17 protein-coding genes are annotated in these 19,851 nt (G+C 71.5%); 8 read left to right on the top strand and 9 right to left on the bottom strand.

The features are described from left to right. Nucleotides 1-11 precede the first annotated feature (11 nt). The 3 genes from P1P75_RS27260 to P1P75_RS27270 all read right to left on the bottom strand — a co-directional run bounded on the left by P1P75_RS27260 (nt 12) and on the right by P1P75_RS27270 (nt 2,705). Nucleotides 12-551, bottom strand: coding sequence for a hypothetical protein (locus tag P1P75_RS27260; RefSeq protein ID WP_319260080.1), 540 nt, complete (start codon nt 549-551; stop codon nt 12-14). A 293-nt stretch (nt 552-844) separates the two neighbouring features. Continuing rightward, the gene (locus P1P75_RS27265; protein WP_319260082.1) at nt 845-1,684 is read right to left on the bottom strand and encodes an alpha/beta hydrolase; all 840 of its coding nucleotides are present in this window, start codon (nt 1,682-1,684) and stop codon (nt 845-847) included. Between the two features lie 199 nt (nt 1,685-1,883). Beyond that, a complete protein-coding gene (locus P1P75_RS27270; protein ID WP_319260084.1) occupies nt 1,884-2,705 on the bottom strand; it encodes an NmrA family NAD(P)-binding protein in 822 nt (273 codons plus the stop codon). A gap of 87 nt (nt 2,706-2,792) precedes the next feature. On the opposite strand from P1P75_RS27270, the gene P1P75_RS27275 reads away from it, so the two are divergent. After that, nucleotides 2,793-3,212, top strand: coding sequence for a helix-turn-helix domain-containing protein (locus P1P75_RS27275; protein ID WP_319260087.1), 420 nt, complete (start codon nt 2,793-2,795; stop codon nt 3,210-3,212). Between the two features lie 207 nt (nt 3,213-3,419). Beyond that, nucleotides 3,420-4,502 carry a hypothetical protein gene (locus P1P75_RS27280; RefSeq protein WP_319260090.1) on the top strand — a complete coding sequence of 361 codons (1,083 nt, stop codon included), beginning with the start codon at nt 3,420-3,422 and terminating at the stop codon, nt 4,500-4,502. Nucleotides 4,503-4,679: 177 nt separating this feature from the next. Here the strand turns inward: P1P75_RS27280 and P1P75_RS27285 are convergent, their stop codons facing one another. From P1P75_RS27285 to P1P75_RS27310, 6 genes are all read right to left on the bottom strand, one after another. Continuing rightward, nucleotides 4,680-6,038, bottom strand: coding sequence for a GH1 family beta-glucosidase (locus tag P1P75_RS27285; RefSeq protein ID WP_319260093.1), 1,359 nt, complete (start codon nt 6,036-6,038; stop codon nt 4,680-4,682). A gap of 29 nt (nt 6,039-6,067) precedes the next feature. Next, nucleotides 6,068-6,907: a carbohydrate ABC transporter permease gene (locus P1P75_RS27290; RefSeq protein WP_319260123.1), complete on the bottom strand. Its 840-nt coding sequence runs from the start codon at nt 6,905-6,907 to the stop codon at nt 6,068-6,070. A gap of 28 nt (nt 6,908-6,935) precedes the next feature. Further along, on the bottom strand, nt 6,936-7,925 hold the full coding sequence (locus P1P75_RS27295; protein WP_319260096.1) for a sugar ABC transporter permease: 990 nt from the start codon (nt 7,923-7,925) through the stop codon (nt 6,936-6,938). 5 nt (nt 7,926-7,930) lie between these two features. Then, a complete protein-coding gene (locus tag P1P75_RS27300; RefSeq protein ID WP_319260099.1) occupies nt 7,931-9,250 on the bottom strand; it encodes a sugar ABC transporter substrate-binding protein in 1,320 nt (439 codons plus the stop codon). Nucleotides 9,251-9,648: 398 nt separating this feature from the next. Further along, nucleotides 9,649-11,709 (bottom strand): elongation factor G, encoded by a 2,061-nt coding sequence (gene fusA / locus P1P75_RS27305; protein ID WP_319260101.1) that lies wholly within the window; start codon nt 11,707-11,709, stop codon nt 9,649-9,651. Between the two features lie 441 nt (nt 11,710-12,150). Further along, nucleotides 12,151-12,849 carry a nucleotidyltransferase domain-containing protein gene (locus tag P1P75_RS27310; protein ID WP_319260104.1) on the bottom strand — a complete coding sequence of 233 codons (699 nt, stop codon included), beginning with the start codon at nt 12,847-12,849 and terminating at the stop codon, nt 12,151-12,153. 555 nt (nt 12,850-13,404) lie between these two features. Between P1P75_RS27310 and P1P75_RS27315 the strand changes: the two genes are divergently transcribed. The 6 genes from P1P75_RS27315 to P1P75_RS27340 all read left to right on the top strand — a co-directional run bounded on the left by P1P75_RS27315 (nt 13,405) and on the right by P1P75_RS27340 (nt 19,545). Beyond that, nucleotides 13,405-14,265, top strand: a complete 861-nt coding sequence (locus tag P1P75_RS27315) for a hypothetical protein (protein ID WP_319260126.1) — start codon at nt 13,405-13,407, stop codon at nt 14,263-14,265. Nucleotides 14,266-14,549: 284 nt separating this feature from the next. Further along, nucleotides 14,550-15,746 (top strand): FAD-binding oxidoreductase, encoded by a 1,197-nt coding sequence (locus P1P75_RS27320; RefSeq protein WP_319260107.1) that lies wholly within the window; start codon nt 14,550-14,552, stop codon nt 15,744-15,746. Then, nucleotides 15,743-16,042, top strand: coding sequence for a (2Fe-2S)-binding protein (locus P1P75_RS27325; RefSeq protein WP_319260110.1), 300 nt, complete (start codon nt 15,743-15,745; stop codon nt 16,040-16,042). Before P1P75_RS27320 ends, P1P75_RS27325 begins: the two co-directional genes overlap by 4 nt. Next, nucleotides 16,035-17,480, top strand: a complete 1,446-nt coding sequence (locus P1P75_RS27330; RefSeq protein WP_319260113.1) for an FAD-dependent oxidoreductase — start codon at nt 16,035-16,037, stop codon at nt 17,478-17,480. The genes P1P75_RS27325 and P1P75_RS27330 overlap by 8 nt, the downstream gene beginning before the upstream one ends. Nucleotides 17,481-17,589: 109 nt before the next feature. Continuing rightward, complete coding sequence (locus P1P75_RS27335) at nt 17,590-18,480, top strand: dihydrodipicolinate synthase family protein (RefSeq protein ID WP_319260117.1); 891 nt, start codon at nt 17,590-17,592, stop codon at nt 18,478-18,480. Nucleotides 18,481-18,543: 63 nt separating this feature from the next. After that, nucleotides 18,544-19,545 (top strand): proline racemase family protein, encoded by a 1,002-nt coding sequence (locus tag P1P75_RS27340; RefSeq protein WP_319260120.1) that lies wholly within the window; start codon nt 18,544-18,546, stop codon nt 19,543-19,545. The last annotated feature ends 306 nt before the right edge of the window (nt 19,546-19,851 follow it).

Genomic DNA, 19,851 nt, shown 5'->3' on the forward strand with positions numbered 1-19,851 from the left:
CGCCTGCCCTGCTACTCGACCCCCGTCGCGTCGATGAGCCGGACCAGGTCTCTGCGCCCGTATCCGAGCAGACGGGCGCGATGAACGGCCATCAGCACGAGTTGCGCGACGGTCTTCCCTGGGTGCCCGTCCGGGTCGTCCCCGAGCCACTCCTGCGGCTTATCGACACCCGCGCTGTTCATCACCAGCCCGTGCTCACGACGGATCTCCGCGACGGTCCCCGCGACCGCGTCCAGGAGCGTCCGCCCAGGACGCTCGCACTCCAGGGCGAGGCAGCCCCGGTCGACCGGTACACAGCCCTCCGGCGGACGCGCCCGCAGCCCTGCGTATCGCTCGTCCGCGAAACCGGCGGCTTCGAACTCCTCGTGCACCAGCGAGAACCGGTGGAAGCCCGGCGGGACCGGAGACGGCGGCGGCGTGTACTCCCACCCCGCGTCCTCGTACAGCCGCCGCTTGACCTCTTCGGCGTCGACATGGGTCACGGTGAGACCCGACCCTTCGTTGCGACCGGTGGTCGTGCCGTCCGGGTTGCGCTGGAACGTCAGACTCATGTGTGCCCCCGTGGTGTCCGCGATCAATGCGACGAACGTGACCGAGACGGCCTCGTCGCTGGATCAAACGGGCCGCCGGTCCGGAGCGTGCCCGCACCAGGAATCGTCACCCGGACGTGTGACGACACTCCGGCGCGGGAGTCCCCGGTCTCCGGCCCGCCGACACGGCTCGGTCGCTCCCCCGGTACGGACCTCGCGAGGGCGACGGCGCGCGCCACTCCACGGCAACTTGCCCTTTCTTCATCCACGGGCCGGAGGATCAGCCCGCCCGCTCCTCCTCCACGGCATCCGGATCAGCCCAGAAACTCGTTGACCGTCCTGACGAAGTGGGCCGGGTCGTCCACCCACGGGTGGTGTGACCCCGCTGCCTGGACGACCAACTCGGCACTGGGAAACAGTCCGGCGAACTCGGCCATGGCCCGTGGTGGCCCGGCCACGTCCACCTCACCGGCTATCAGCAGTACAGGTGCCCCCAGTTCGGCGAGCGCCGCGCGGGTTGCCGCCGGGTCGAAGGCGCCCTCCCCGGCGAAGACGGGAACCGCTTCCTGGTTCTTCTCCTCGGCGTCGGCCGCCTGGAGCGCCTGAGCCGTCTCGTCCCAACGCCGGTACCACAACGGTGCGATGGCCTCCCACCGTTCGGGTGTCGCCCTGCCTTGAGTGATCTCCTCCAGGGCCGCGTAGGCGTCGGCGAACCACGGCTCGCCCTCCCGCCGGCGGACGGTCGCGAGACGGTCCTCCGGCGTGATCTCGATGTCGACGGCCATGACGCTGGGCGTGACCAGCAGCAGCCGCGCGATCCGGTCCGGGTGTCGAGCCGCGTACCGCACGGCGATGTTCGCCCCGGCGGAATGCCCCAGCAAGTCCATCTGCTCCACCCCCAGGTGGACTCGCAGCGCCTCGACGTCGTCGACGAGCCGGTCGCAGCGGTACGACGTCGGGTCCCGGGGAGTCGCGGAGTCCCCGGTCCCGCGCAGATCGAGCCGGATCAGCCGCCGGTGGGCGGTCAGCCCGCCGAGGTCCGCCAGGTAGGACGAGGCGCGCATCGGCCCGCCCGGGAGACAGACCAGCGGCGGCCCCTCTCCGTCGGTGTGAAAGACGAGCGAGGTTCCGTCGGATGCGGAGAAGGTAGGCATGCCCGGGAGCTTCGCAGCGCAAGCAGGACGAGGCAAACCCATGACGCAACCAGGAAGTTCTGAGGTCCGTGCCCATGCCTGTGCCCGTGCCCGTGCCCATGCCCGAGTCCGAGTCCACGTCCGCATCCATGCCCGAGTCCAGTCCATGTCTGCGAGTCCCCGACCGCGAGTCCCTGACCGCGAGTCGTACCAGGAGCCGCTAGTGGCTTGCTTCCGGCCGTGCGGCGGACGCGGCCGTGACGGCCTTGGCCAGTGGATCGCTGACCGGGCGGCCGAGAAGATCCGTGAGGTCGGGAGCGGTGCCGTCGAGGAAGCCATGTCGGATGCCCGTGGCGATCGAAACGAGCATGGGCGGCTGGAACGGCAGGAGCCCCGGCGTCTCATCGAGGAGCCTGCGCCGGTACTCGCCCAGCCCGATGGTGCGGTGCGGGACCCCGAGCCGGTCGGCCACCTGCCCCGCGGTGATCGGCGCACCGACAAGGTCATAGACCCGCTCACGATGCGGGGCCGGATTCGCAGCGACGACCGCCGCCACGTCGGCGAGATCCTCCCGCGCGACCGCCGCCAGGGCACCGTCGCCGAACGCGGACTCCACGCCGTCGTCGGCCCACAGCAGCAGGCCGCCGAAGAGTTCGGCGTACAGGCCGTTGCGCAGGATCGTCCACGGCAATCCGCTCGCTCGCACCAGGCGCTCGGTGGCACGGTGCGCCGGCGCGAAGCCGAGATGGTCGCCGGCCGTGGTCAGGCTCGTGTACACGACGTGGTCCACGCCGTCACGCACGGCGGCGTCCACAAGCGCGGCGTGCCGCCCGACGACCTGGTCGTCCTCGGCGTAACCGGCGGAAATCAGCACCAGGGTCGACACCCCGGTGAGGTCGAGGCTCGCGTGGTCGTCGAAGTCGAGGTGCCGCATCCCCTCGCCCGGCGTGCGGCTGCCGCCCGTCGCAGCGGCGCCGCCGGCGCGCAGCGCCGTAAGGGTGGCCGAGCCGAGGTTCCCGTTTGCTCCGGTCACCAAGATCATGTCAATCGCTGCCTTCGGTCGTGGTTCTCATCGGTAACTACGCTTGATCCTTGATCGCATGCCCGCCGGCTACAAGAAGGCAGTTCGATGTCACTCACGCACACCGGGGTAACCACCCCCGCCGACCTCGACCCCTGCGGCCGCGAAGAGCACCCCGACTGCGGCATCCGCGACGTCCTGGACCGCATCGGTGACAAGTGGTCGGTACTCGTGATCGTTGAGCTCGCGGGTGGACCCCGCCGGTTCCGCGAACTGCAGCGCGCCATCGACGGCATCTCCCAGCGCATGCTGACCCTCACCGTCCGCAGGCTCGAACGCGACGGCCTCGTGCTGCGCACCGTGTACCCGACCGTCCCGGCCCAGGTCGACTACCGCCTGACCGAGACCGGAGCCGGCCTGACCCACCTGGTCAAGTCACTCGCCGACTGGTCCCTCGCCCACCGTGCGGACATCGCGCAAGCACGGCACGCATACGACCGGACGCACCCCGGCCATGACATCCGCTGACGACGAACGCCGTCACCGCACACCAGTTTCCCGGCACGGACGCACTGTCAACAACGCCGCGGCCAAGAACCGTTGGCGGGACTTCCCGGTCGTTCCCCTTCGCCCTCTTCTGCGACGGCCCCCGTCCCGTCACACTGGTGCCGCTCGGCTCCGGCCCGGCCCGTATCACGGGCGGGACGCGGCGACTTGGGGGGAGTGGGTTTCGCGGTGGCAGCAGTGGATCCGACCGACGACGAAGTGCGTGCGGCGCTCGACGCGTTCCTGACGCGCGGCGGGAAAGAGCGTCCCGGTCCGTCTCCCACGGACTTCATCCTCACCCGCGTGCACCTCCTCGAGGGCACCGTCACCCGCAGTGTCGAGGACCGCACCGAGGAGACGCGGCACCGGCCCGGCACCGTCGAGCTCTCGCAGCGTCCCCTCTACGACGTGCTCGACGACTACAAGCTCGGCCCGCACGAGACGCCCCTCGACCAGCCGCTGGACCTGGTCAGGCGCGGCACGGTGCATCTCAGGTCCTGCGACTGCGGCAACGGCCGGCGCCGATGTGCCGACTGCAACGGCATGACGTACCGCCCGTGCGAGCCCGCCCAGGTGTGCGCCGTGTGCCAGGGCGTCGCCGCGTGCACGCACCACCTCAGCCACGGCGGCCTGCCCGGCACCCCGCCCCGGCCACCCAAACAGGGCCGGGCCGTCCGGCCCGACGAGCGGGTGACCTGCGAGGGCTGCCACTCACCCGACAGCGCCTGCCCCGGGTGCCGGGGGTGGGGGAAGGTCAGATGCACCGACTGCAAGGCGAGCGGGCGCATCCCCTGCAAGCCGTGCGCACGTACGGGCACCGTGCGGTGCGCCACCTGTGAGGGGCACGGGAACCTGACGTCCTGGACGGCGGGACAGATCAAGTGGACCTCGCGGGCCGAGGAGGTGACGTCTCCCGTCCCGCGGCCCCGGCGGGTGGCGACGGAGCTGGGTTCGGGGGGCTGGCACCAGGACCGGCTCGGCGACGGTCCGCTTCCCGACGACCTCTCCACCGCCCACCGCGCCGCCCTGGAACCGCACCTTCGCCGAGGGAAGAGGGAGATGGCACGTCAGGTCGCCATCCAGCGGCTCATGGTCGTCAAGGCGACGCCGTCCGGCTCCGGCAACCTGGAGTTCTACGTCTTCCGGAACGCCGAGGGACGGCTGGACGTCGTGCGGCGGCTGTCGGAGGAGGGCCGGTGGAAGGTCCGTCTGGCCGTGGCGGCGGTCGTCGTCCTCGTCGTCCTCGTACTTGTCGTGGCCCAGGCCGTCTGACCGGGCCGACCGCCCGCCCCCGGAGGTGGGCCGTCCGCCCAGAGGGCGGCAGGACGCCGACCCGGTACGGCGCGACGGGGCCGCGAACCCGTGCCGGCGGGGCGGCGGGGCGGCCGTCCCTTCCGGCTCGGACCGCCCGTACTCGCAGCCGCACGCCCTACCGCGCCCCCTGCTCCTTCAGGCGGCCCTCGCCACCCCCTCCCGGTGTCTGCGGATGATGTCCGCGTAGTGGCGCCCGGTGCCCTTGATCGTGCGGGTCTGGGTGCGGTAGTCGACGTGGACCAGGCCGAACCGCTTGTCGTAGCCGTACGCCCACTCGAAGTTGTCCAGCAGCGACCAGGCGAAGTACCCGGCGAGCGGGGCCCCTTTGCGGGCGGCGGAGGCGCAGGCCGCGAGGTGCCCGGTGAGGTAGGCCTGGCGCTCGGGGTCGTCGACGGTGCCGTCGGGGCGGACGACGTCCGGATAGGCGGAACCGTTTTCCGTGACATACAGGCGGCGGGCGCCGTACTCGTCGGTCAGGCGCAGCAGCAGTGCCTCGATGCCGCTCGGGTCGACCTCCCAGTCCATGCCGGTGCGCGGGACGCCGTCGCGGCGTACGGAACGGGCGTACGGGGCGGGCCCCCGGGGATCGTCGGTGACGGTCGCCGGGAAGTAGTAGTTCAGGCCCAGCCAGTCGAGCGGTGCGGCGATGGCCTCCAAGTCGCCTGCCCGTTCAGGGAGTTCGACGCCGTACACCTCGCGCATGTCGGCCGGGAAGCCGCGGCCGTGGACCGGGTCGAGCCACCAGCGGTTGGTGTGGCCGTCCATCCGGCGGGCGGCGGCGAGGTCCTCGGGCCGGTCGCTCGCGGGGTGGACGGTGGAGAGGTTGTTGACGATGCCGACCTCGGCGCCCGGGGCCGCCGCGCGGATCGCCTGTACGGCAAGACCGTGGCCGAGGAGGAGATGGTAGGAAGCGCGTACGGCGGCTGTCAGGTCGGTCAGTCCGGGGGCCATCGTGCCTTCGAGGTGGCCGATCCACGCCGAGCACAGCGGTTCGTTGAGGGTGGTCCACTGGGAGACCCGGTCGCCCAGCCGTGCGGCGACCACCGAGGCGTACGCGGCGAAGTGCTCGGCGGTGTCGCGCTCGGGCCAGCCGCCGCGGTCCTGGAGCACCTGCGGCAGGTCCCAGTGGTAGAGGGTGACCGACGGGGTGATGCCGGCGGCCAGCAGCGTGTCGATCAACTCGTCATAGAACGCGAGGCCCTTGGGGTTGGCCGGGCCGTCTCCGCCGGGCATCACGCGCGGCCAGGCGATCGACATCCGGTAGGCGTTCGTGCCCAGTCGGCGCATCAGGGCGATGTCCTCGCGCCAGCGGTGGTAGTGGTCGCAGGCGATGTCGGCGTGGTCGTCGCCTGTGATCTTTCCCGGGGTGTGCGAGAAGGTGTCCCAGATCGACGGCGAACGGCCGTCCTCCGCCACGGCTCCCTCGATCTGGTAGGCCGAGGTGGCCGTGCCCCACAGAAAGTCGTGCGGGAGTGCGGCGAAATCGATGGTCACTGAAGTCCTTTCACCATCAAGGAGGTTGCTCACTTCACCGCTCCCGCCGTCAGGCCGGCCACGAGGTAGCGCTGCAGGAGGAGGAAGCCGGCCACCACGGGCACGCTGACGACCAGCGAGGCGGCCATGATCTGGTTCCAGTACACGTCGTTGAGGGTGGAGTAGCCCTGGAGTCCGACGGCGAGGGTGCGCGTGGTGTCGTTGGTCATGACGGACGCGAACAGCACCTCGCCCCAGGCGGTCATGAAGGCGTAGACGGCGACCGCGACGATGCCGGGGATCGCGGCCGGCACGACGACGCGGAACAGCGCCCCGAGCGGGCCGCAGCCGTCCACCAGTGCCGCCTCGTCCAGGTCGCGCGGCACCGAGTCGAAGTAGCCGATCAGCATCCAGATGGAGAAGGGGAGGGAGAAGGTGAGGTACGTCAGGATCAGTCCACCGCGCGAGCCGAACAGGGCGATGCCGGTGGCGTTGCCGATGTTGACGTAGAGGAGGAACAGCGGGAGGAGGAAGAGGATGCCGGGGAACATCTGCGTGGACAGGACGGTAACCGTGAACGTGCGCTTTCCGCGGAAGTCGTAGCGGCTCACCGCGTAGGCGCTGAACACCGCGATCACCACCGAGCAGACCGTGGCCGCGCCCGCCACGATCAGCGAGTTCACGAAGTAGCGGGCGAGCGGCACGGTCGACCAGATGTCGATGTACGGCCGTATCGTCAGGTCGCTCGGCAGCCAGCGGAACGTCCCCGAGACGTCGGCGAGGGGCTTCAGGGAACTGGAGATCATCACGTACACCGGCACCAGGACGAAGCCGCTGAGCAGGGTGAGGAAGATCCGCCGGAACCACAGGAACGAACGCGGCGGCGCCATGGGCGAGCGAGGTGTCACCCGGTGAAGGTCAGGCATCGGCGGGCCTCCGTCCGCGCGAGGTGACGGCGAGGTACACGCCGGTCACGAGCAGCAGGAACAGCAGCAACAGGACCGACATCGCGGAACCCGCGCCGAAGTTCCAGGTGACGAACGACGCCTGGTAGATGTGGACCGAGACGAGGTCGGCGGCCTCCGGGGCGGCCTTGCCGAACAGGACGTAGGGCGTGTTGAAGTCGTTGAACGTCCACAGGAACAGCACCAGGACCAGGACCTGGTTCACCGCGCTCAGCGAGGGCAGGGTGATCCGGCGCATCTGCTGCCACACGCCGGCACCGTCCAGGGCCGCCGCCTCGTACAGCTCACGCGGAATGTTCTGCAGGCCCGCCATGACGATGAGGAAGGCGAACGGCCAGCCCTTCCACACGGAAACGGTGAGCAACGCGTAGAAACTGTTGTCGCCGATCAGCCAGAACGACGGCTTGTCGGTGAGGTGCAGCTGGTCGTGCAGGACGTGGTTCACCAGGCCGTTGTCGTGCTGGAACATGAACACCCAGGTGATGACGGCCGCGTAGACCGGCAGGGCGTACGGCACCAGGAACAGGGCGCGCAGCAGGCCGCGGCCGCGGAACGTGTCCTGCATGGAGATCGCCGCGGCCGTGCCGATCAGCCAGCACAGGCCCACCGACAGCAGGGTGAAGGCGACGGTGACCAGGAACGAGTGCAACAGTGCTTCGCCGACAGGGGCGTTGAAGTCCACCGACATCGCGTAGTTGTCGAGTCCGGCCCAGGGGGCGGTGCCCCAGTCGCGGATGTAGAACTGGGTGAGTTCCTTGAAGCTCATCACGATACCGATGACCATCGGCACCAGGTGGACGAGGAGTTCGAGAATCAGGGCGGGCAGAAGCAGCAGGTAGGGCAGTCCGATACGGCGGATCCGCCCGGGGCGGCGGCGGGGGCCGTCCGCCGCCCCGGGGGCCTCCTTGCGCACGGCGGCCTGCTCGGTGACCGTGGTCGTCATCACGCTCACTTCGTCGGCATCTGCTGCTGGGCCTTCTCCAGGCGGGCCTTCACCGACTCGGTGGTCACCGCCCGTCCGGCGGCCGCTTCGGCGAACAGCTCCTTGACGGCCGTACCGACCACCGTCTCGAACTGCGACTCGTCGGCGACCTGCGGCAGTGCGGCGGCACTCTTGGCGAGGGTGTCCTTCAGGACGGCGTTGGCGGGGGTGTTGAAGGCCGGGTCCGCCTGTGCGGCGGCGACCGGCGGGATGGAGCTGTAGGCCTTGTTGAGGATCTTCTGCTCCTCGTCGCTCGTCATGAACTTCACGAACTTAGTGGCGCCGTCGAGGTTGTCGGTGTTCTTGAAGACGGCCAGGTTGATGCCGGCCACCATCGAGTTGACCTGTGCGCCGGTACCGGGGGTGCCGGACCGCACGGGCACGGGAGCGATGCCGTACTCGTCCTCGTCCATGCCCTGGGACTTGAGGTTGGCGGAGGCCGACTGCCAGAGCAGGAACGCCGTCCTGCCCTTGGCGAAGTCGCTCACGGACTGGTTCTGCGCGTACTCGGCGTTGCCCTGCGGGATGGCCTTGTCCTTCGCCATCAGGTCGACGTACTGCTTGACGGCGCTCACCGCCCCGTCGGAGGTGAAGGCGGGCTTGCCGTCGGCGGTGAAGAAGTCCGCGCCGTGCTGCTTGGCGAAGGTGAAGACGTGGTGGACGTTCTCGGAGACGTTCGCTCCCTCGGCGCCCAGAACCTGCTTGCCCTTGGCCTGGATCTTCTTGCCGTCGGCGACCAACTGGTCCCAGGTGGCCGGTGGCTGGGACATCCCGGCGTCGGCGAGGATGTCCTTGTTGTAGTAGAGCGCGTACGCCATCGAGTACAGCGGCACCGCGGCCGGGTCCTTGCCCTGCGCGCCCGTGGAGCCGAGCGCCGACTCCACGAAGCGGTCCCTGCCGCCGATCTTGGCGAAGTTCGCGTCGTCCCAGGGCAGCAGTCCGCCGGTCGCCTGGAGCGAGGCCGACCAGGTGTTGCCGATGTTCAGGACGTCGGGGCCCTGCCCGGAGGTGGTGGCGGTGAGGATCCGGTTGAGCAGGTCGGACCAGGGCACGACCTCCAGCTTCACCTTGATCCCGGTCTCCTTCTCGAACTTGTCGAGTTCCGGCTGGAGGACCTTCTTGTCGATCTCGATGCTGGCGCCCTGGTTGGACGCCCAGTACGTCAGTTCCTTCGGCGAGTCGTCGGACCCGCTCCCGTCCGTCGACGATCCGCCGCCGCAGGCCGTCACGGCCAGGGCGAGTGACATCACGACGGCGCCTGCGGCCGCGGCTCGGATGGTGCGCATGGGTCGGCTCCCGGTCTGTCATCAAGGCTTAATTTAGAGCGTGATTTAAACCCCGGAAGCGAGCGGCGTCAAGAGTTTCGACAAGGGTTGTGCAACTCGGCGGCGGGCTGCGGCGGGACTACGGGGGCTGCCGGAAGCTGCCGGAAACCGCCTTCGCTGCGGTTTCCGGAACCACGTTCACGACCGTTTCCGGAACCGCCTTCGCCGACGGTTTCCGGAACCGCCTTCACGACCGTTTCCGGTACCGCTTTCACCTGCGGTTTCCGGTACCGCTTTCGCGACCGTTTCCGGCACCGCCTTCGTCACCCGTTTCGACGCCGCCTCCGTCCACCCGTTTCGACGCCGCTTTCACGCGTACGCCCCGGAGGGTGTGCCCCCCCCGGGTCGTACGGGCCGTCCTACGGTGCCGTCGTCAGCGCCGCCGGCGCCGGGGCGTACCCCGTCGGCCGGGTCGTGAAGGTGCCGCGGCCCTGGGTGCGGCTGCGCAGCCGGGTGGCGTAGCCGAACAGCTCCGCGAGCGGCACGGTGGCGGTCACCACGGCCGCGCCGCCGCGCACCTCGGAACCGGTTACCCGGCCGCGCCGGGCGGCGAGGTCACCGAGGACTCCGCCCACGGCGTCCTCGGGCACCGTGACCGTGACTTCCACAACCGGTTCCAGCAACACCATCGTGCAGGCCCGCAGGGCCTCGCGAAGACCGAGCCGGCCCGCCGTGCGGAAGGCCATCTCGGAGGAGTCCTTCACATGGGTCGCCCCGTCGGTCAGCGTGACCCGCAGTCCGGTCACCGCGTGCCCGCCGAGGGGACCCTCGGCGAGGGCGTCCCGGCAGCCGGCCTCGACGGCACGGACGTACTCCTGCGGCACCCGTCCGCCGACCACGGCGGACCGGAACTCGAACCCGTCCTCGAAACCGTCCTCCAGCGGCTCCACATCGAGCACGACATGCGCGAACTGTCCTGCGCCGCCGTCCTGTTTGACGTGACGGAAGACCAGTGCGGACACGCCGCGGCCCACCGTCTCCCGATAGGTGACGCGCGGCCGGCCGACGTTGACCTCCAGGCCCAGGGCACGGCGGATCTTCTCCACCGCGACCTCCAGGTGCAGTTCACCCATGCCCGAGAGCACGGTCTGGCCGGTCTCGGCGTCGGTGCGTACCGTGAGCGACGGGTCCTCCTCGGCCAGCCGGGCCAGGGCCGAGGCCAGCCGGTCGGCGTCGGTGCCGCGCCGCGGCTCGACCGCCACGGAGACGACGGGGTCGGCGACCCCGGGCGGTTCGAGGACCAGTGGGGCGTCCGGCGCGCACAGGGTCGATCCCGCGCGGGCCGCCTTGAGCCCGATCACGGCCACGATGTCCCCGGCGACCGCCCGGTCCAGCTGGGCGTGCCGGTCGGCCTGGACCCGCAGGATCCGGCCGACGCGCTCGCCTCGGCCGGCGCTCGCGTCCCATACCGCGTCTCCCTTCTCGATCGTTCCGGAGTAGACCCGCAGGTAGGTGAGCCTGCCGGTGGGGGTGGCGTTGACCTTGAACGCGAGCGCCGCGAACGGCGCGGCGGGATCGGCCGGCCGTCGTTCGTCGGCGCCCTGGTGCATACCGCATACAGGCGGCACGTCCAGGGGCGACGGCAGATAGGCGACCACGGCGTCGAGCAGCGGCTCGATACCGCGGTTGCGGTAGGCGGAGCCGCACAGTACGACCAGGCCGTCGCCGGTGCGGGTCAGGTCCCGCAGGGCCTCGGCGAGCGTCTCGGCCGAGAGCGTCTCGCGGTCGCAGAACTCCTCCAGGGCTGCGGGATGCCGTTCCGCCACCGCTTCCTCCAGCAGCCGCCGACGGCGCAGCGCCTCCTCCCGCAGTTCCTCGGGCACGGGTCCCTCTACGCCTGTCTCGGCACCGTCGTCCCAGATCAGCGCACACATCCGGAGCAGGTCGACGACACCGGCGAAGGCGTCCTCGGTGCCGATCGGGAGCTGGACCACGAGCGGGACCGGGTGCAGGCGTTCCCGGATCGACGTCACGGCCGCATCGAGGTCGGCGCCGGTCCGGTCCAGCTTGTTGACGAACGCGATCCTCGGCACGCCGTGCCGGTCGGCCTGCCGCCACACGGACTCGCTCTGCGGCTCGACGCCCGCGACGGCGTCGAACACCGCGACGGCCCCGTCCAGCACCCGCAGCGAGCGTTCCACCTCGTCGGCGAAGTCGACGTGCCCGGGGGTGTCGATCAGGTTGATGCGGTGACCGCCCCAGTCGCAGCTGACGGCCGCGGCGAAGATGGTGATCCCACGGTCGCGCTCCTGGGGGTCGAAGTCGGTGACGGTCGTGCCGTCGTGGACCTCGCCGCGCTTGTGCGTGGTCCCGGTGGCGAAGAGGATCCGCTCCGTGACGGTGGTCTTGCCCGCGTCGACGTGGGCGAGGATGCCCAGGTTGCGGACGGGGGCGAGGTGACGGACGAGGTTGTTGCGCACGGCCCGTGGCCTTTCGGGGTGTGACTCGTGAAAGGGACGGCGCTATTTGTGACGGACGTCAGCCGACAGGGAACGTCGGCCGGCATGTCAGTTGGGACGACGGCCGACCTGACGGCCGGGTGTCAGCTGACATGACGACAGAGCCGCTGCCCCGGCGGGAAGTCGCCGGGGCAGCTCTGTCGCGGGACTGGGTCTCGTCAGACCATCCGGTGTCGGCCGCGCCGCGGACACCGGACGGACGAGGACACGAGGATCACCTCGTAGCGGGAACGGGGAGCAGCGGCAGCGGTGTGGTCGCGCATGGCCGGGCTCCCCTCGTTCGTCGCGGTGCGGCGCTGCCATGTTCGTGGGCGGCGCTCGATGGGCCGAGTGTAGGGAGGAACGGGCGGGCGCGCACGCGTTTTTCCCAACGCCCTCAAAAACACCGGCTGAACCGGTTTCTCAGGAACGGCCCGCCGACGGGTAGAAGTTCCGCCGCACCTTGCGCAGCCACGCGTCGGCGGCCCTCTCGTCGGGCTGCTCGGGCAGCACACTGTGCGCCTCCTCGAACGCGGTCTCGTACCGGCGCAGCAGGGGAAGGGCGGTCTCGGGGTCGTCCGCCACCTGCTCGCCGAACCGGTGGAAGCTCTCCGGGTCGTCGACGCGGATGCTCAACTTCCCCGTGGTGTACAGCTCGTAGCCCTGCGCGCACAGTCGTTTGAGGTGCCGGGCGTGCTTGGCGGTCCGCTTGCGCGTGTCCGCGGAGAAGGAGCCGTCGCCACGGCCGAGCAGTCTGCGGAACTGCTGGGTGGCGTAGCCGAGGTAGGCGTCCCGGACCCGGCGGGCGCTCAGGAACGTCTCACGGATGTCCATGAGTTCGTCACCGAGCGGGGTGCGGACCTCGTACAACTCGTCGGGCAGCCAGACGAGTTCGGTGACGGTCGGGTTGCCGCCGAGCGCGAGCCGGCACCACTTCGCGGCCTCGTGCAGGGTCCGGTCGGGTGCCGTGCTGACGTGGGACTCCTGCGGCGGGTGCAGGCCGTGCAACTCCTCGGTGGGCGCGGCGTACAGACCGAGTCGGTCCACGTCGGAACCGGCGTGCGCGAGCCCGTAGGCGGTCGAGCCGACGACGCCGGACAGCAGGATGTTCTGAACGCTCATGGATTCCCCCGGTACTGCTCGGCCGACGCCGTGGGAAGGCGACGGAAGTCGTCATGATGCCCCGGCGACCGTCCTCGCCACCTCGCATTTACTCCCCGCCGCCGGCTCACCCCGAGGCCGCGGAGGGACCTCGCCGTGGGCGCGCACGGCGTCCCCGCGGCTTCCTCGGCGCCCCGCCGCAGGCTTCCTCAGCACCTCGCCGCAGGCTTCCACGGCATGCCGCCGCGCGGGAAGTATGCCCTCACCCGTATGACCCGCTGCGCTGGTCGCGTGGGCGGGCCGGTGGTGCGGTGGGAGGCAAGTGGGAGCCGCCCGGGGCACACGTGCGCCGGGAACCCCTTCCGTCCTCAGGAGGCACACGTGATCACCCCTCGCCCGACCGGCCGCCCGCCCCGCACGGCCAAGCCAGCTGCCCGCACGCCGGACCCGGTCGTCCCGGACCCGGTCGTCCCGAAGCCGGTCACCCTCCCTGCGTCCACGCCCGTCGCTTCCCCACTCCGTGCGGCCGGACGCCGGGGCCGCCCGGCCGGCCCTGCCCGCGTCCTGGCCGCCGCCATGGCTGCCGGCACGCTGCTCGCCACGGCGGCGTGTTCCAGCGGCGACGACGGCGCGGCGGCCGACACGGAGACCGCCGCCGCGGTCGCCGAGCGGCCCCTCGCCGCGCAGACCACGCCCCTGTCCCCCACCGCCACCGCCACCGGATCGGTCAGCGCCACGCCGTCGGCGAGCGCCACCTCGCCGACCGCCACCACCTCACCCGCCGCGCCCCTCTCGGAGGCCGGCGCCCGTAACGCGCTGATCACCGCGGCGGACATCGAGGACAACTGGGTCCAGGTCAAGGACCCGGAAACCTGGCGCGACAAGCTGCTCATCGGAGAGGTCGACACCGCCCAGTTCGTCACCGGAAAGGCCGACGCGGCCGACTGTCAGCGCCTGGTGGACTCGCTCTACGACGAGACCCTGCTCGGCCGTCCGTCCGGGGCGTCGGCGCTGAACGGGTTCCAGCAGGGCCAGTCCCGGCTGCTCTACCAGGTCGCCGCCTACGACAAGGCCGCGCTCGACAAGTCGATGGACTGGCTGGCGAAACTGCCGCAGACCTGCGACCAGTTCACGCTGACCGGCGGCGACAGCGGTGACCGTACCGTCCAGGTCGTCGAAACCTCGCTGCCCAAGGAGGGCGACGCCCGCCAGGGTCTCACCGTGACCATGAAGGGCACCACCAACGGCGATCCGGTGACGCTCACCCTGGACGTCGCCGTCGTCCGCGTCGGCAACGACGCGATCACGATCACCAACGGCGGGCTCGACGGCGCCGACGAGAACACCACCAAGACCGCCGCGGAGCAGGGCACCGAGCGGCTCAAGGAGGTTCAGGCCGGCCGCACGCCGACCCCGACGCCGAGCAACCTCGACTGAGCGGCGGGCAGCGGCTGGCAGCGGCTGGCAGCGGCTGGCAGCGGCTGGCAGCGGCTGCTGAACGATCCCCGGCTGAACCATCGCCGACTCGCCGAGCCCCCTCGCCCATACCTCTCCGCGCCTCCCCGTACGTCACCGCACCGAGGGCGCCCTGTCGACTGTCGACAAGCGACCGACGAGCGCACCCGCACCCACACCGACACCCACAACCACACCCGCTCGGCTGAACGGGACCGCTCCGTCGGCCTGTTCCCTCCGCCAGCACCATGTGACATATTACTGCCGTGGCCAACCAACCGTCCTCGTCCTGTGACGTCGTGGTCGTCGGCGCCGGCATGATCGGTGCCGCCTGCGCGCTGTACGCGGTGCGTGCCGGACTGGACGTCGTCGTGGTGGACCGTGGCCCGGTGGCGGGCGGCACGACGGGAGCGGGCGAGGGCAACCTCCTCGTCTCCGACAAGGAACCGGGCCCGGAGCTGGAACTGGCACTGCTGTCCTGCCGGTTGTGGCGCGAGATCACCGAGGCCCGGCCTCCGGGCGAGGACCGTCCACCCGACCGGGACTTCGGCCGCGCCATCGAGTACGAGCCCAAGGGCGGCCTCGTCGTCGCCTCCACGCCGGAGGCACTCACCGCCCTCACCGCGCTGGCGGCGGGTCAACGGGCCGCCGGTGTCGACACGGTCCCTGTCACTGCCGATCAACTCTGTGAACTCGAACCGTATGTGGCGCCCGGCCTGGCGGGTGGCGTCCTGTATCCCCAGGACGCCCAGGTCATGCCCACCCTGGCCGCCGCTCACCTGCTGCGCGCCTCGGGCGCCCGGGTGGAGACCGGCCGTAAGGTGACCGGCGTCCTGCGCGGCGCCGACGGGGCCGTGCGGGGCGTACGGACCGAACGCGGCGATCTCCTCGCGCCCTCCGTGGTGAACGCGGCCGGGACCTGGGGCGCGGAGGTCGCCGCGCTCGCCGGCGTCTCCCTGCCGGTCCTGCCGCGCCGCGGATTCGTCCTGGTCACCGAGCCGTTGCCGCGCCGGGTACGGCACAAGGTGTACTCCGCCGACTATGTGGCCGACGTCGCCAGTGACTCCGCCGCCCTGCAGACCTCGCCGGTCGTCGAGGGAACGGCGGCGGGGCCCGTGCTGATCGGTGCGAGCCGGGAACGGGTGGGTTTCGACCGGTCGTTCTCCCTGCCCGTCGTCCGGGCGCTGGCGGCGGGGGCGACCCGTCTGTTCCCGTTCCTGGAGCACGTCCGGGCGATGCGCGCCTATTCCGGCTTCCGCCCCTACCTGCCCGACCATCTGCCGGCGATCGGTCCCGACCCGCGTGCGCCGGGCCTCTTCCACGCCTGCGGACACGAGGGGGCGGGCATCGGGCTGGCGACCGGCACCGGGCACCTGATCGCACAGACGCTGACCGGCCAGGCCCCCGACCTGGACCTCTGCCCGTTCCGCCCCGACCGCTTCGCCGAGGAGGCCGCGCCGTGAACCCCCTGGAACGGGCCGGGGCCCGCCCCGGCCCACTGTTCACCGTCACGTTCGACGGCCGGGAGATCGAGGCGCTGCCGGGGCAGACGGTGGCCGCCGCGCTGTGGGCGGCGGGTGTCGTCGCCTGGCGCACCACCCGTGAAGAGGGGCGCCCCCGCGGGGTGTTCTGCGGGATCGGCGTCTGCTTCGACTGCCTGGTGACTGTGGACGGCCGCCCCGGCCTGCGGGCCTGCCTGACCCCCGCGACACCGGGCGCCGACATCCGTACGCAGGAAGGGACGGGCCACGATGACTGAGCGGCGGCAGGTGCTCGCGGTGATCGGCGCCGGTCCGGCGGGCCTCGCCGCCGCCCTGGCGGCCGCCACGCGGGGGGTGCGCGTGGTGCTCGTCGACTCCGCCGCGGAGCCGGGTGGCCAGTTCTACCGGCAGCCCGCCCCCGGCCTGGGCGCCCGTCGCCCGCAGGCCCTCCACCACCAGTGGCGGACCTGGGTACGCCTGCGCGACGGCCTCGCCGCCCATCTGGCAGCCGGCCGTGTCACACATCTGAGTGACCATCATGTGTGGTGGGTGGAAAGGGAGTCAGCGGGGTCCGCGTTCGCCGTGCATGCGCTGCTCGGCTCGGAGCAGCGCGAGCCGGCGGCGGTCCGTGCCGACGGGGTGGTGCTGGCGACCGGCGGCTACGAGCGGGTGTGGCCGTTCCCCGGCTGGACCCTGCCCGGCGTGATCACCGCGGGCGGCGCCCAGGCCCTGCTCAAGGGCGGGCTGACGCTGCCCGGCCGCACAGTGGTGGTCGCCGGCACCGGCCCGCTGCTGCTCCCCGTGGCGACGGGCCTGGCCGCGGCGGGCGCCCACGTCACGGCCCTGGTGGAGTCGGCCGCCCCGGCCACGCTCGTACGGCGTTTCGCGAACCCCCGGGACGCGGTACGCGGTGCCCGTGCCCTGGCCGCTCAGCCCGCCAAACTCGCCGAGGCGGCCGGTTACGCCGCGCAACTCCTTCGCCACCACGTCTCAGTGATGGTGCGTCAGGCAGTCGTCGAGGCTCACGGCCGGGACCGGCTGGAGTCCGTCACCGTCGCCGCACTCGACTCCGAAGGCCGCCCGGTGCCCGGCACCGCACAGCGCCTGGCCTGCGACACCCTCGCCGTCGGACACGGCCTGCTGCCGCACACCGACCTCGCGGGCGGACTCGGCTGCCGCCTCGACGGCACCGGGGTGCACGTCGACGACGAGCAGCGTACCGACGTCCCGGGCGTGTGGGCGGCCGGGGAGGCCACCGGCATCGGCGGCGCGGACCTGTCCCTCGCCGAGGGTCACATCGCCGGCCGCTCCGCCGCGGCACGCCTGCACGGCACCGCGCCCGACCCGCGCGCCTGGGCCCCGGCCGCCCGGAACCGTGCCCGGCTGCGCGCGTTCTTCGCCGAGGTGGAACGGGCGTACGCGGCGCCCGTGCGGTGGGCGGAGAACGTCACCGACGCGACGGTGGTGTGCCGGTGCGAGGAGGTCTCGGCGGGTGCGGTCCGGGAGGCCGTCGCCTCGCTGGGCGCGGGCGATCTGCGGACCGTGAAGCTGCTGACACGGGCCGGAATGGGCTGGTGCCAGGGCCGGATGTGCGAGCCGGGTGTCGCGGGGGTCGCGGGCTGCGACCTCGCCCCCGGCCGACGGCCGCTGGCCCGTCCCGTCCCCCTCGGAGTCCTGGCCGCACCCCCACCACCGGACGCCGGGACGAACCCCTGACCCTCCCCGCGGAAGGTCACCCCGCCAACCACCGCCCACTCACAGTGCTATGTCACACGCCACCACACAGCCACACAGCACCTGAACCCGGAGAGAGGCAGACCCCCACATGACCACCCCCCGCCCCTGGCGCGGCGTCCTCGTCGCCACCGCCCTCCCCCTCCGCGACAACCTCTCCGTCGACCTCGACCGGTACGCCGAGCACTGCGCCTGGCTGGTGGCGAACGGCTGCGACGGCGTCGTACCGAACGGCTCGCTCGGCGAATACCAGGTGCTCACGCCCGAGGAGCGTGCCGCGGTCGTACGGACCGCGGTGGCGGCGATCGGCGGGGAGCGGGTGATGCCGGGGGTCGCCGCGTACGGTTCGGCGGAGGCCCGCCGCTGGGCCGAGCAGGCGCGCGAGGCGGGCTGCGGCGCGGTGATGCTGCTGCCGCCCAACGCCTACCGCGCCGACGAGCGCTCGGTCGTGGCGCACTACGCGGAGGTCGCGAAGGCGGGCCTGCCGGTGGTCGCGTACAACAACCCCATCGACACCAAGGTCGATCTCGTGCCCGAACTGCTGGCCCTGCTGCACGGCGAGGGCCTCATCCATGGCGTCAAGGAGTTCTCGGGCGACGTCCGCCGCGCCTACCGGATCGCCGAACTCACTCCAGAACTCGACCTGTTGATCGGCGCGGACGACGTCCTGCTGGAGCTGGCGGTGGCGGGCGCCAAGGGCTGGGTGGCCGGCTACCCCAACGCGCTGCCCCGCGCCTCGGTGGATCTGTACCGGGCCGCCGTCGCGGGGGACCTCACCACCGCACTGCCGCTGTACCGGCTGTTGCACCCGCTGCTGCGCTGGGACTCTCGCGTCGAGTTCGTCCAGGCCATCAAGCTGTCGATGGACGTCGTCGGCCGGTACGGCGGACCCTGCCGGCCGCCTCGCGCGGCGCTGCCGCCCGAGCAGGAGGCGGCCGTCCGCGCGGCCACCGAGAAGGCCGTCGCCGCGGTCCTGGCGTAACCCGGCCGGGTGGCCTGCTGTGGCCGCCGGCAGCCGTAACCCCACCGCACGGAAAGGGACTTCATGCGCAGCAGACTCGTCCTGCACGCCGTCGACTCGCACACCGAGGGCATGCCCACCCGGGTGATCACCGGCGGGATCGGCACCATTCCGGGCGCGACGATGAACGAGCGGCGGCTGTACTTCCGTGAACACCGCGATCAGGTCCGGCAGTTGCTGATGAACGAGCCGCGTGGTCACGCGGCGATGAGTGGCGCGATCCTGCAGCCGCCGACCCGGCCGGACTGCGACTGGGGGGTGGTGTACATCGAGGTCTCCGGCTATCTGCCGATGTGCGGGCACGGCACGATCGGAGTGGCGACCGTACTGGTGGAGACCGGCATGGTCGAGGTCGTCGAACCCGTCACCACCATCCGGCTGGACACCCCGGCCGGGCTCGTCGTGGCCGAGGTCGCGGTCCGCGACGGCGCGGCCACGGCGGTGACCCTGCACAACGTCCCGTCCTTCGCCGTGGCGCTGGACCGCGAGATCACCCTGCCCGACGGCCGAACGGTGACGTACGACCTGGCGTACGGCGGGAACTTCTACGCCATCCTGCCGTTGGAGGAGTTCGGGCTGCCCTTCGACCGGGCCCGCAAGGACGACATCCTACGGGCCGGGCTGTCCCTCATGGAGGCGATCAACTCCGAGGCGGAGCCGGTGCATCCGCAGGATCCGTCCATCCACGGCTGCCACCACGTCCACCTGTACGCGCCCGGCGCCACCGCCCGCCACTCGCGGCACGCGATGGCCATCCACCCTGGCTGGTTCGACCGCTCCCCCTGCGGCACGGGGACGAGCGCCCGCATGGCGCAGCTGCACGCGCGCGGTGAACTGCCCCTGGACACCGAGTTCGTGAACGAATCCTTCATCGGCACCCGCTTCACCGGCCGGCTTCTCGGCACGACGGAGGTCGCGGGAGTGCCGGCGGTGCTGCCCAGTTTCACGGGCCGCGCCTGGGTCACCGGCACGGCCCAGTACCTGCTCGACCCCGCGGACCCGTTCCCGGCCGGATTCGTCCTCTGACCAGCCGAACAGCGCACCGCTGCCGCCACACCGGGTGCCGGTGCCGTCCGTACCCCCGGAAACCCGGCGTAGAGCCCGTGCGCACGCCGGCCCGGAACCGGCGTAGATACTGATGGCACGTGACATGGCACCGGCCATGCCGCGTGAGCAGGCAGCACCAGCACCCCAGTACCCCACCTGCACCTGCACCCGCACCCGCTTCGAGGAGAACCACAACGCGGCGCACGAACGGCGAGTGGGTTATTAACTACCCCGAGCAGCAGTATACCAACGGGGTGGCCAAGAATAACCGCACCGGAATGCGCT

Source organism: Streptomyces sp. ID05-39B (genome assembly GCF_033794725.1).
Classification (GTDB): domain Bacteria; phylum Actinomycetota; class Actinomycetes; order Streptomycetales; family Streptomycetaceae; genus Streptomyces; species Streptomyces bobili.